The sequence below is a fragment of the Actinoallomurus purpureus genome, from assembly GCF_024055795.1.
Classification (GTDB): domain Bacteria; phylum Actinomycetota; class Actinomycetes; order Streptosporangiales; family Streptosporangiaceae; genus Actinoallomurus; species Actinoallomurus purpureus.
This window is the reverse complement of record NZ_JAMXMY010000004.1, coordinates 1-12,055: the sequence shown is the minus strand read 5'-3', so window position 1 is coordinate 12,055 and position 12,055 is coordinate 1. Positions and strand designations below refer to the sequence as shown.

Sequence of the window (12,055 nt, the reverse complement as noted above, 5' to 3'; positions counted from 1 at the left end):
CCGGCCGGGACGCGGTGCACCGCTTCCGCCGTTCCCTGAGGACTGTCTGAAAGATCAGGTTAAGGGGGAGACGGAAATGATCTTGGAGCTGTAGCGTCGGCTGTGCCGTTTGGCGCCTGCTGGGAACACGCTGCCCGGCTTGGCGGCAGCGTCCCCTGTGGAGACACCCCCCCATCGAGGATGAGGAAGGCACCGTTGAAACGACGTTCCAGATCAGTGGTGGTCGCGGCGGCCACCGTGTTCGCCTGCACCTTTGCGGCTCAGTCCGCCTTCGCGGATGGTTCTGACCCTGCCAGTGTGGTGCCGGTATCGGGTACCAGTGCGCTGCCGGCGGGTTGTGGGCTGTCCGCGGGCGACGGTTATGTGCTGAACTCGAATGCCGAGGTTCAGCCCATGGTGGCGCGGGATCCGAAGAATTCGTCGCATCTCGTCGCCGTGTACCAGCAGGACCGGTGGAACCGGTACGGCAGCAACGGAGCCGTCACCGCCGTGTCCAACGACGGCGGCGCGACCTGGCATGCGTCGGCGACGCAGCCCGCGTTCTCCCGGTGCAACGGCGGTACCGCGGCCAACGGCGGGGACTACGACGTCACGACGGACCACTGGATCACGATCACGCCGTCCGGCGCGGCGGTGGCCGCGTCGTTCTCGCTGTCGCGTACCGGTCAGGTCACGGCGATGCTGGTGTCGCGGTCCAGTGACGGCGGCGAGCACTGGGACGCCCCGGTGACCCTGCAGCGGGACGACACCACGGAGTTCTTCAACGACCGTCCGGCGATCACCGCCGACCCGTACCACCCGGGCGTGCTCTACACGGTGTGGGACCGGTCCTTCAGCGAGTCGGACGGCACCTGGGGACAGCCGGTCTACATGGCGAAGTCGACCGACGACGGGAAGACCTGGACCACCAAGAAGGTGTACGACTTCCCCACCAACAGCGGCGCCATCGGTACGGTGGTGACACCGATGGCCGACGGTTCGCTGTTGCTCGGCATGCACGTGGAGACCGACACCACCGCCGCCACCCAGGTCGTCCGCTCGACCGACGGCGGCGACACGTGGTCGACGCCGACGCTCAACGTGGCGGCCCCGTTCACCGTGGGTACCAAGATCCCGGACCCCGACAACTCGAGCGACCCGGTGCGCAACGCCACGGAGCCACTGCTGGCGGCCCAGCCGGGCAGCAAGGTGGTGAACGCGGTCTGGCAGAGCCAGGACACCGACGGCACCTTCCACGTCGCGTACGCGCGGTCCACGGACGACGGGCAGACCTGGTCCAGCCCGGTTCGCGTGGACAAGACGCCCACCGGTTCGGCCGCGGTACCGGCGATCGCCGTGTCCCCGGGCGGCACCGTGGCGGTCACGTACTACGACTTCCGGAAGAACACGTCCGCCGCGACCCTGCCCACCGACTTCTGGGCCGTGACCTGCGCGGACGACTGCACGGAGTCCGGATCGTGGCGCGAGCGGCACATCGAGGGCTCGTTCGACGCGAGGACGGTGCCATTGACGAGTTCCGGTCGGATGCTCGGTGACTACACCGGCCTGGTCTCGACCGGCTCGGCATTCGTGGCCGTGTACGGCGTGGCCACCGGCAACACCACCAACCCGGTGGACATCCACAGCGCGACCTTCTACAACTGACCGGCCGGGTGCGACCCGCCGGCGCTTCCAGCGCCGGCGGGTCGCACCGACCAGGTGGCGAGCCTTGCGGGCGGAAGCCGACGATTCCCACCGACGCCGAGCGCGCCCTGCCGGCCGAATGGCTGGATCGAACCGGCGACAGCCCATCCCTCCGGTGGCCTCGATGGTCCCGGCTGAAAACGCGATCAGAAGCAGTCGAACGGCGTACGCATCGGTCAGGGCGTGCCGGCTTTGCGCGCGAGAACAAGCAGGTGCCGCGGGCTGCCGTCCTCGCGTCGGCCGAGAGCCGTCAAGGGGACTGTCGTCACGGTGAATCCGGATGCTGCCAGGTCGTTGCGGACCGCGTGCAACGGCCAGGTGCGGTAGTACATGACGAACGGGGGACGCCACACGGCATTGCGGACCCGCACGGCTAGGTCGAATCCGAGCAGCGCCCAGTACCAGCCCGAGGTGATGGGCTGCGGCGAACCGATCGGGAAGGCGAAGAGCCCGCCGGGCCGCAGCGCGCGGTACACCCCGGCGAACAGCGCGGGCCGTTCGGCGGGCAGGAAGTGCCCGAGCGCTCCGAAGCTGACCGCCAGGTCGAAGGCCTCGGCGAAGGGCAGGGCCCGGCCGTCGGCCCTTACCCACTCGGCGTCCGGGTGCGCGCTGCGCGCCTGCGCGAGCATGCCAGTGCTGAAGTCGACGCCCGTGATCCGTCCTTGGCACAGGTGTTCGAGGACCCGCATGCCCGCACCGGTGCCGCAGCACACGTCCAGTCCCCGGTCGAACGGCCCGAGCGGACGCAGCGCGTCGGCGGTCGCGTCAAGAACGCCATCGGGGGTGCGAAACGGCGTGCGGTCGAACTTCGGAGCGAGTAGGTCGTAGCCGCGCTCGACCGAGGACAGCGCCTGCATCGCCAGTTCACGCAGAGACGGGCCTTGAGGCGAGAACACCGGCCAAGGATACTTCCCCGATGCCGGACGGGCCGTAAGCTCCGGGATCACGCACCGCAGCGCGTGTCAGCCGCAGATCAACAACACTTCGCCTCCGCGGACGTGCCCTGGGAGAGGTGCCGGCGACCCGGTCCCTGACAGCGCGGGTGTTGGAACTCGGACCGACGTACCTACTGGTCGGCCTCGGCGGCCCTGGTCGGTCCCGCGATCGCGTTGATCGTCGGCTGCGGTTCAGCCTTCGAGTGCGTGCTCGTGCCTGGTCAAGCACAAGGTCGAGTTCTTGTTCAACGACTCCATCGCCACCCTCGACGACCGCGACGGCCGTCCGGCACCGAAGGCCGATCCGCCAACACCGCCCTCGCCCTGCCCGACTGTGTTGGAATGCAGCCCATCGGCACCGATCACCAGGTCGAACGTGCGCCGGGCGCCGCTGTCGAAAGTGACCTCCACGTAGAACGCGGGCGGCCTTTAACGAAGTCACAAATCCAGGGCGGCTCTGAGTGCTGTGGCTGGAGGTTGGCACGGCCGGTGACGAGATAGGGGCGCGGCCGCCCCGGCGAGCCCTTCTGCGTCGCCCTCCATGATCAGCCGCAGTGCTCCCATGGGCTGTCGTACTCAAGATTAGTGCTGTAGCCGCCGCCCCATCGGACGCACTGCCCCGGAGCCGTAACCTTCGACGGGCCAGCATAGTACTTGTAGTATCCGCCATCGGCAAAACCGTCGCCGTTCTTCGCCCATACGTAGGCGTTGACCGTTTCGCCGTTACCGTAATATTTGCCCTGCTTCCACGTGACCACACAGTCGGTCGAGCCGTTGTACATCAGGTAGACGATGGCCTTGTCACTCAGAGCGTGGCTGTCGACCTGGTGGTAGCTCCCGCCGCCGCATGCGGCGATCGGCGATGACGCCGCGTTCGCCGGGCTGCTCATGGCCACGGAACCGGCAAGCAGCGCCGCAGTGGTAAGCGTGAGCGTTGCTTTCTGCTTGAACTTTCGCATCGATTTCCCGTCATTTCTTTATGATCCGCGGTATCTGGCCGGGATCGGCACAGCTTCCTGGCCCGTACGGCCGGGAACCACTCAAGGACTGTCCGCCGCGACCGCATGTCGGCAAGGCGCGGTGTTTGCACGACACCCTCGCCGTCGCCCGGGCCCGCCAAGCCCGCGGCGAATCCATCACCGCCATCGCCCAACACCTCAAGATCGGCCGCTCCACCCTCTACCGAGCCCTCACCCCGGACACAACCGACTGATTGTTTCCTGGGGTCGAGAGCAGCCGAAGGCGGGCGAGCGAGACTTCACCTTCGGTCACGCAGGGCTACTTTGCGGCTGGTGGCACGGACCCGAGTGGAGGGGCGTATGGGCCCGCATCACCGGTCCGGAAGTCGGATCCCGCCCGACCTGATGCGCCGCCTGCAGAACCAACACCCGACCGGACCGGCCTGATCCCCGCGAAGCCCGGCCGTACCTGCGCTCCGCGTCACGGCTGCCTCCAACACGCAGTTCAGCGCCTCGCGCCAGCCATCAAGATCATCTCAATGTGGGTTTTGGGCTTATGCGGGCTGGACCCCAACAGGGCCGACGTACAGCCAGGTGCCGTCTTGGAGGACGAAGCGGCTGTGTTCTTCCATGTGCCCGGGGCGGTTCCGCTGGATGTAGTGGGCGTGGAAGTGGACGGTTCCGTCGGTGTCGAGATAACTCCCGTCGGCGGTCTGGAGGACTTCCAGGCGCTGCCACCGCAGGGTCTCGTCGAAGTCGATGTGCGGTGGCCGCGTCGACGGGTGCCACGTACGCAGGAGGTAGGTCTCGTCACCAACGCAGAAACCGCTGAACCGCGAGCGCATCAGCCGCTCCGCCGTGGGCGCCTTGGCGTCTCCGCGGTGAAAGCGCCCGCAACAGTCGTCGTACGGTGCGGGCAGCCCGCAATGGCAGCGTGCACCACGATCGTCCGGGCCGGGCTGAGTCATGCCCTCATTGTGTCGCGACGAGGTCATCGCTGTGGCCGACTGTCACATGCACGCTCTCTCTGGTGTCATTCGCCGCGAGGAGTGCGCGGCTCCGGTCGGGCGAGGAAGGACGTCAGCAGCGGGAGCAGGGCGTTGGGGCGGTCGAGTGGGATGATGTGGCCGCAGTCCTCGATGAGGTGGCCGGTGAGGTCGTCGGCGACGGGTCGCAGCTGCCGTTCGAGGGCGGTTCCCACGGGGTGCGCGCCGACGGCCATCGTGGGCACGGTGAGCCGCCCGCACGCCACGGCGTCCCGGATCTGTCGTGCACTGGCGGGCAGGGCCCGGTAGTAGGAGAAGGCGCAGCGCAGGGCGTCCGGTCCGGCGTAGGCGCGGACGAAGGCGTCGCGGATCTCGCCGGGCAGGCCGCGGCCGTGCGTGCCGGCGGTGAGGAACCAGTCGATGTACTCCGCCTCATGACCGGTCAGGACCGTCTCTGCGAGGCCGGGGACCGCGTGGAAGCCGAACCACCACGGCGGCCCGTCGGTGAGGAAGTCCTCGGCGCCGGGAAGCCGGCCCAGCAGCGACTCCATGAGGACGAGCCGCCGTACGCGGTCGGGGCGCCGCATGGCGAACAGGAACGCCGGAGGGGTGCCCGCGTCGATGCCGACCACCGTCGCCGATGGTTCGCCGAGAGCGTCGAGGAGTTCTTCGGCGTCGGTGGAGAGGGTGCCGGCGTCGTACCCGTCGGGTGCCTTCGTCGTGGCGCCGAATCCCCGCAGGTCCGGGGCGATGACGCGGTAATGCCCGGAGAGCCCGGCGATGACGTCGGTCCACAGCCGCCAGGTGTGCGGAAAGCCGTGCAGCAGCAGGACGGCGGGCCCGTCCCCGGCGATCGCCACGTTGATCTCGATGCCGTTGGCCGCGACCCGATGTTGGGAGATCTCGGCGACGCTGGGACGTGAGAGGGACCTGGGCATGACCACTCCCTGTGGTTACCAATAGTGACCAGCTGAGACTAGGTAACCTCCGCAACCAAGCCAAGACCGCACTTTCTCGACAGGTGGTGAGCCGCAGGTGACCTCCTCTCCGACCCGTACGGCGAAGGGAGCACGCGGCGACCTCTTCGATCCCGAGTGCCCGACCCGCCGGCTGCTGGACCGCATCGGCACGAAATGGACGTCCATGGCCGTCAAAGTTCTCGCCGAGGCTTCCCCCCAGGAGGTGCGTTTCGCCGAGCTTCGGCGGCGGATGCCCGGCATCTCGCAGAAGATGCTGTCCGCGACCCTCCAGAGCCTGACCCGCGACGGCCTGGTCGCCCGCCGGGTGGAGCCCACCGTGCCGCCGCGGGTGCACTACCGGCTCACCGACCTGGGCCTGTCGCTCGAGAACGCGCTCGCCGTCGTCAGGTACTGGGCCGAGGAGCACATGGCCGAGATCGATCGCGCCAACGCGAGCAACGACGCCCAGGCCGGCGACGCCGACCGGTAACTCCCCGACGAGGCGGGACACGCGGGGACCAGGTCAGGCCGAACAGGGCGGCGGCGGTCGCGCCGAGTACGCGGTCGCGGATCTCGCCGGAGGTGGTGACGCGTTCGACGGTCGCACGGGCCAGTACGGGGTCACCGTAGGGGGCGTCGGATCCGAACAGTGTCCGTTCGGGTATCTCGGTGATCGCCAGGCGGACCGCGAAGATGATGCCGGCGGTGGACAGCTCGAGGTACATGGTGGGGGTGTCACGCACCAGTTCCACGGCGTCCATCCAGTTCAGGCCGCCGAGCTGGCTCACGACCAACGGCACGCGCGGATATCTGCGCGTGAGCGCGGCGAGGGTCTGGAGGTCCTCGGCCGTGGTGGGTGCGAAACCGTGCACGATGACCGGAAACCCGCCCTGATCGCTGGAGGCCTGGAGCACGGGCTCGATGCGAGCCGCCTGCCCGGGTGGCGGAGTCGGCTCTCCGATGCCCCGCAGTCCTCGCCCCACGACGTCCCGCTCCACCGCGGCCGCGATCTGCTCGGCCGGCAGCCCCAGCGGCACGGAGCCACATCCGATGAACCGGTCGGGCCATGCCGCCAGGGCGGCGTCGAGTTCCGTCCGGGCGGCCTGGTAGGTGGCTTCGGCCCCTGGGGGCTGCTGATGTCGGTGTCTCGGCCATGCCCCGCTCTTGCATGGTCATGCATCATCATGCATACTTGTGCTCATGTCCAAGGTGCTCACCTCCCTGCCTGTCGGCGAACGCGTCGGGATCGCCTTCTCCGGTGGCCTCGACACGTCGGTAGCGGTCGCGTGGATGCGCGAGAAGGGTGCCGTGCCGTGCACCTACACCGCTGACCTGGGCCAGTACGACGAACCCGACATCGCCTCGGTGCCCGGGCGTGCCAAGGCGTACGGCGCGGAGATCGCCCGGCTGATCGACTGCCGGGCGGCGCTCGTGGAGGAGGGGCTCGCGGCCCTGGCCTGCGGAGCGTTCCATATCCGGTCCGGTGGCCGCACCTACTTCAACACCACCCCGCTCGGCCGGGCGGTCGCGGGCACCCTGCTGGTGCGCGCGATGCTCGAGGACGACGTGCAGATCTGGGGAGACGGCTCCACCTTCAAGGGCAACGACATCGAGCGGTTCTACCGTTACGGACTGCTCGCCAACCCCTCCCTGCGGATCTACAAGCCGTGGCTGGACGCCGACTTCGTCAGCGAGCTCGGCGGCCGCAAGGAGATGTCCGAGTGGCTGCTGACCCACGACCTGCCCTATCGGGACAGCACGGAGAAGGCATACTCCACCGACGCGAACATCTGGGGTGCGACCCACGAGGCCAAGGCGCTCGAGCACCTCGACACGGGCATCGAGATCGTCGACCCGATCATGGGCGTACGGTTCTGGGACCCCTCCATCGAGATAGCCGCCGAGGACGTCACGATCGGCTTCGAGCAGGGCCGACCGGTGACGATCAACGGCAAGGAGTTCGCCTCCGCCGTCGAGCTGGTGCTGGAGGCCAACGCCGTCGGCGGCCGGCACGGCATGGGCATGTCCGACCAGATCGAGAACCGCGTCATCGAGGCCAAGAGCCGGGGCATCTACGAGGCACCGGGAATGGCGTTGCTGCACGCGGCGTACGATCGGCTGGTCAACGCGATCCACAACGAGGACACCCTCGCGAGTTACCACACCGAGGGACGGCGACTGGGCAGGCTGCTGTACGAAGGCCGCTGGCTGGACCCGCAGGCGCTGATGCTGCGCGAGTCCCTGCAGCGCTGGGTCGGGACGGCGGTCACCGGCGAGGTGACCCTGCGGCTGCGGCGCGGTGAGGACTATTCCGTCCTGGACACGTCCGGACCGGCGTTCAGCTACCACCCGGACAAGCTCTCCATGGAACGCACCGAGGACTCCGCGTTCGGTCCGGTCGACCGCATCGGCCAGCTGACCATGCGCAACCTGGACATCGCCGACTCTCGCGCCAAGCTCGAGCAGTACGCCGCACTCGGCATGGTCGGCAGTCCGCACCCGACGTTGATCGGTGCCGCCCAGGCGGCCTCGACCGGGCTGATCGGCGCGATGCCCGAGGGCGGGGCCGAGGCGATCGCGTCCCGCGGAACGGTCCCCGCCGACGAGGAGCTGCTCGATCACGCCGCGATGGAGTCCGGCACGGACTGACCAGACCAGAACGGAGACGGCTCAGCCGCCGGACGCCTCGCGGATGCTGACGGCGGCGCGGTGGTGGCGGGGCGCTTCGACCTCGTCGACCAGTGCGATCGCGAAGTCCGCGTAGCCGATCCGGTCGGCCGGGTCACCGTGCTCGGCGACGACGTACCGGCCGGTGCGCGGGCCGTCGTGGTCGAAGTCGCCCGCAGGGGCCACGTACGCCCAGTCGAGGTCGCAGTTCCGGAGCTCATCGAGGCCCGCCGCGTGGCCCAGGGAGAAGGAACGGTACTCGTTCGGGTAGCCGGGCTCGTCCATCAGGGGAGCACCGGATGCCCCCGGCAGGACCGACGCGAGGCCGACCACCACCAGGCGGCGCACGCCCGCCTTCGCCAGGCCGATGGTCAGGGCGCGGGTCGACGCGGTGAAGAAGTCACGGGGTGGCACGGACAGGTCCGCGGCGGCACTGATGGCGGCGTCATGCCCGGCGGCCAGGTGCTCGATGCCCGCCGCGTCCGTGACGTCGCCCGCCACCACCTTCGCGTCCGTCAGGTCGCCGTGGCGGGCGGGGTCACGGACCACGGCGGTGACCCGGTGGCCGCGCCGGTGCGCCTCGGCGACGGCCTGCCGCCCGGCTCTGCCGCCCGCGCCGAAGATCACGATGTTCATGGATAACCGCCTCTCACCGGGGCCGGAGCCTGTGCGCCGACCGGTTCCCGGACGCTATCGAGGTCCGTGGTTACCGCCGGGATACCGGCTATCGTGACGCGATGAGGGAACCCCTGCCCGCCGACATGTTCGACGAGCTGTGCCCGTCATCACTCAACCCGATCCGATTCGGCGACAAGTGGGCGGCGCTCATCATCCGCTGCCTCGAGCACGGGCCGCGCCGGTTCTCCGAGCTGCGCGTGCCGCTGAGCCGTGTCACTCCCAAGGTCCTCACGCAGTCGCTGCGGTCCCTCGAACGGGACGGTCTGGTCAGGCGCACCGTCCACATTACGGCGCCCCCGCACGTCGAGTACGAGCTGACCTCGCTGGGCCGTAGCCTGCTCGAACCACTGGCGGCCGCCTGCGCCTGGGCGGACGAGCACTGGGACGAGCTGCTCGACGCCCGCGAGTCGCACGACAACACCGTTCGCCTCGACCACGCCGGATGACACGACGGCGGCGACCCCACTCCCACGGCCGCCCCCCGGGGGGACGGAGAAATTCATGGAGCGGGCGCCGGTGACCTCCTCGACGACTTGCCACGCCCTCCCGCGCACAGTGAACCGGCAAGATCACCGGCATCGCTGCGGTGACGCGGGCCCCGGCGCGTCGTACGCCGGGGCCGCACATACGGTCAGATGCCCTGCTTGATGCGGATCTTCTTGCTGTAGACCCTCTTCCACTTGCCCTTCACCTTCACGCGGTAGGACTTCTGCGCCCAGACGTCCGCGAGGGCGGCCTTGTTGATCGCCTCGAGGTGGTTCGTCTTGGGCCATCCGTCCCCGAAGGGCATGGTGTACTTGTCGATCTTGCCGCTCGGGGAGCCGAAGAAGTACGTCACCTCCGCCTTTGATCCCTTAGGCGCCGTCACCGTCGCGACGAGCGTGATCTCGCGCCACGTGGGGTGGTTCTTGTTGCTCACCACCTGCCAGTATCCGCTGACCTTGACCTTGGTGGGAGCGAGGGCCTTGCCTTTGCTGTCCTTGTTCAGGTTCCAGTGGTGCTTGGGGTGCACTGCGGCGATTCCGACGCCGGACGCGGACCTGATGGAGGCGGCGTTGGCGGCCGGTGCGACGGCTCCGGTGGCGATGATGGTGGCAGTGGCCAGAACGGCGAACTTGCGCATGGGCGGTGTCCTCACTGGTCCGGTTCGGACCGTTCTCCAGTGTCGAAGATCGACAACCGGGCGCCAGTTTATGATCATGAATGGTCGCCATGCGGCTTCTGCACAGTTCTCTTTGCCCGGACAGAGCAGCGCCGGTATGGCCGCGACCGTCTGGGCTGCAGCTGAGCCGACACCGGCCACGGTGGGGCGTCGGTCAGGCGCTGAGGAACTCCTCCACCGTCTCGGCGAACTCCTTCGGCGCGGTGACCCAGGGGAAGTGGGCTCCCGGCACCGAGGTGCTCCGCCCGTCGGGGAAGAGCTCGGCGTACGCGGCGGCCTGGTCGGCGGTGGGTGCGAGGTCGTCCTCTCCGGAGATCACCAGGACCGGTGCCGGAAGCCGATCGAGGGTCGTACGGGTGGCGTCCGTGTCGAACGCGCCCTCGCCGTGGAAACCCGTCCGGGCCGCCCGCACCATCGGATACGACCGGTCGTGTGCTTCGGCCGCCTCGTTCCAGGGGCTGTAGTAGAAGGGCCGGGTGGCCAGCCGGGTCTCTTCGCGCTCGTCTCCGGATTCCCAGGCGTCGAGCGCGGCGAGCGCGCCTTCGTACCACGGCTCCGCGGACCGGCGGTGGATCGCGGCGGACCATTCCTCGTCGGTCGGTTCGAGTCCGACGGCGAGGGGGCTCGGCGCCACCAGGACGAGCCGGCGGATCCGGTGCGGGTGGCGGGCGGCGTACAGGACGGCCACGTCGGCGCCCGCCGAATGGGCGAGCAGGTCCAACGTCTCCAGCGCGAGGTGCTCTCGGAGGGCCTCGACGTCGGCGACGAGTCGGTCGGCGCGGTACGTGCCCGCGTCGGCGGGCACGGCCGAATCGCCGGTCCCGCGGTTGTCCAGCAGGATCAACCGCCGAGACGTCGCCAGGCCGCCGAGATCGCCAAGGTATCCCGACGGCCGGCCGGGGCCACCCGGAAGGCAGAGCAGCGGCTCACCCCGGCCCATGAGGTGATGGGCCAGGACGGTCCCGTCGTGGGAGGAGAAGCTCGGCATGGGCCCAAGGGCAGCACAGACCGGGCGCCGGGCGCAATCCGGATGCAGCGGTCCCTGGCGGGTGCCGTCGCCATCCGCCAGGGACCGGGTCCGCCGGCTCACTGACAGCCGGGGAATCCGTCCGCATCAGGGTTGGGCGACGGGTCATAGGGAGGCGGTACGCCCGGTGGCGTAGTGGTCGCCGCGCGATCTGCGCCCGGGACCGTACGGGATGAGGCCGCTCCTGAGGGACGACGCGCCGGGTGCCGCTCGGGACGCTGAGAGCCGAGCTCGAAGACGCCGCTCGGTCGGCGGTCCGGCGAAGGAGGACACCGTGGAGCACGTACGAGGTTGGCGACCGGCGGGAGTCGGGTTCGTCCTGGCGTTCGTGGCGAGTCTGGTGGCGAGCGGGGTACTGGCCCGAACGTCCCTGTACCTGCCAGACGCGTCCGCGGCGGAGTTGCGGGAGTATTACACCGGCAGCGTCGCCGCCGTGGTGGCCGCCTCGACGCTGCAGGCCGTCGCCGCGCTGGGTCTCGCCTGGTTCAGCGCCGGCCTCGCCCGGACGCTCGATCCGGCGGCGGGGCCGATCGCCGGGCGCGTCCGGTGGGCGGGCGGGGTCTCGGCGGCCGCCTTCGCCGCCTCGGTGGTGTTGTCGCTGCTGCTCGTCCTCATCGCCGACGACGCCGGGGACGGCACGCTGACGATCCTCGGCCGGTCGACTCTGGCCTGCGGGGGTGCGCTGCACCTGACAGGCATGGGGGTCCTGGTCTGGCTCGTGTCCAGGAACGGCCTTGCGACGGGATTTCGGCCGAGGTGGGCGCTGCGTTTCGGCCTCGTCTTGGCTCCTCTGCTCGCGGTGTCGATGGTGTCGATCGTCGCGACGCCCGTCACCCGGCTCGAGCCGTTGTGGCGGTTGCTGTCGGCCGTCTGGCTGATCGCCGTGTGCGCCGCGGGGCGGAGGCGGGTCGCGACCACGGCGCCGTCGAGCGGAACGCCGGTGTGACCGGCCCGCACATCCGGGGTGGCGCGGTGCGGGCGTGCGCCGGCGGTGGGGCC

The 12,055-nt window shown here is 69.5% G+C and carries 13 protein-coding genes and 1 pseudogene; 6 read left to right on the top strand and 8 right to left on the bottom strand.

Features of this window, described 5'->3' with window-relative positions; all coding sequences use genetic code 11:
• The first annotated feature begins 393 nt into the window (after window positions 1-393).
• Window positions 394-1,644 (top strand): exo-alpha-sialidase, encoded by a 1,251-nt coding sequence (locus tag NE236_RS09885; RefSeq protein ID WP_252841580.1) that lies wholly within the window; start codon window positions 394-396, stop codon window positions 1,642-1,644.
• Between the two features lie 215 nt (window positions 1,645-1,859).
• Here NE236_RS09885 and NE236_RS09880 read toward each other — a convergent pair whose 3' ends face one another.
• The gene (locus tag NE236_RS09880; RefSeq protein WP_252841579.1) at window positions 1,860-2,579 is read right to left on the bottom strand and encodes a class I SAM-dependent methyltransferase; all 720 of its coding nucleotides are present in this window, start codon (window positions 2,577-2,579) and stop codon (window positions 1,860-1,862) included.
• 584 nt (window positions 2,580-3,163) lie between these two features.
• Window positions 3,164-3,577 carry a hypothetical protein gene (locus tag NE236_RS09875; RefSeq protein ID WP_252841578.1) on the bottom strand — a complete coding sequence of 138 codons (414 nt, stop codon included), beginning with the start codon at window positions 3,575-3,577 and terminating at the stop codon, window positions 3,164-3,166.
• A 125-nt stretch (window positions 3,578-3,702) separates the two neighbouring features.
• Between NE236_RS09875 and NE236_RS09870 the strand changes: the two genes are divergently transcribed.
• Complete coding sequence (locus NE236_RS09870) at window positions 3,703-3,831, top strand: helix-turn-helix domain-containing protein (protein WP_252841577.1); 129 nt, start codon at window positions 3,703-3,705, stop codon at window positions 3,829-3,831.
• A 300-nt stretch (window positions 3,832-4,131) separates the two neighbouring features.
• Here the strand turns inward: NE236_RS09870 and NE236_RS09865 are convergent, their stop codons facing one another.
• Window positions 4,132-4,545 (bottom strand): YchJ family protein, encoded by a 414-nt coding sequence (locus NE236_RS09865; protein ID WP_252841576.1) that lies wholly within the window; start codon window positions 4,543-4,545, stop codon window positions 4,132-4,134.
• 65 nt (window positions 4,546-4,610) lie between these two features.
• Entirely contained in the window at window positions 4,611-5,501 is an 891-nt protein-coding gene (locus tag NE236_RS09860) for an alpha/beta fold hydrolase (protein ID WP_252841575.1), read from the bottom strand.
• A 97-nt stretch (window positions 5,502-5,598) separates the two neighbouring features.
• Here NE236_RS09860 and NE236_RS09855 point away from each other — a divergent pair, with 97 nt between their 5' ends.
• The gene (locus tag NE236_RS09855; protein WP_252841574.1) at window positions 5,599-6,012 is read left to right on the top strand and encodes a winged helix-turn-helix transcriptional regulator; all 414 of its coding nucleotides are present in this window, start codon (window positions 5,599-5,601) and stop codon (window positions 6,010-6,012) included.
• Here NE236_RS09855 and NE236_RS09850 read toward each other — a convergent pair.
• Window positions 5,927-6,619 (bottom strand): annotated as a pseudogene (locus NE236_RS09850) (amidohydrolase family protein); the annotation flags it as partial. The gene NE236_RS09855 and the pseudogene NE236_RS09850 sit on opposite strands and share 86 nt — an antisense overlap.
• A 103-nt stretch (window positions 6,620-6,722) precedes the next feature.
• On the opposite strand from NE236_RS09850, the gene argG reads away from it, so the two are divergent.
• The gene (gene argG / locus NE236_RS09845) at window positions 6,723-8,171 is read left to right on the top strand and encodes an argininosuccinate synthase (RefSeq protein ID WP_252841573.1); all 1,449 of its coding nucleotides are present in this window, start codon (window positions 6,723-6,725) and stop codon (window positions 8,169-8,171) included.
• Between the two features lie 21 nt (window positions 8,172-8,192).
• Here argG and NE236_RS09840 read toward each other — a convergent pair whose 3' ends face one another.
• On the bottom strand, window positions 8,193-8,825 hold the full coding sequence (locus NE236_RS09840) for an NAD(P)-dependent oxidoreductase (RefSeq protein ID WP_252841572.1): 633 nt from the start codon (window positions 8,823-8,825) through the stop codon (window positions 8,193-8,195).
• Between the two features lie 101 nt (window positions 8,826-8,926).
• Here NE236_RS09840 and NE236_RS09835 point away from each other — a divergent pair, with 101 nt between their 5' ends.
• A complete protein-coding gene (locus NE236_RS09835; protein ID WP_252841571.1) occupies window positions 8,927-9,313 on the top strand; it encodes a winged helix-turn-helix transcriptional regulator in 387 nt (128 codons plus the stop codon).
• A gap of 185 nt (window positions 9,314-9,498) precedes the next feature.
• Here NE236_RS09835 and NE236_RS09830 read toward each other — a convergent pair whose 3' ends face one another.
• Together NE236_RS09830 and NE236_RS09825 are read right to left on the bottom strand one after the other, a co-directional pair.
• Window positions 9,499-9,990, bottom strand: coding sequence for a hypothetical protein (locus tag NE236_RS09830; protein WP_252841570.1), 492 nt, complete (start codon window positions 9,988-9,990; stop codon window positions 9,499-9,501).
• A 193-nt stretch (window positions 9,991-10,183) separates the two neighbouring features.
• Complete coding sequence (locus tag NE236_RS09825; RefSeq protein WP_252841569.1) at window positions 10,184-11,017, bottom strand: alpha/beta fold hydrolase; 834 nt, start codon at window positions 11,015-11,017, stop codon at window positions 10,184-10,186.
• Window positions 11,018-11,330: 313 nt separating this feature from the next.
• Between NE236_RS09825 and NE236_RS09820 the strand changes: the two genes are divergently transcribed.
• Complete coding sequence (locus NE236_RS09820; protein WP_252841568.1) at window positions 11,331-12,002, top strand: hypothetical protein; 672 nt, start codon at window positions 11,331-11,333, stop codon at window positions 12,000-12,002.
• Window positions 12,003-12,055: the final 53 nt, after the last annotated feature.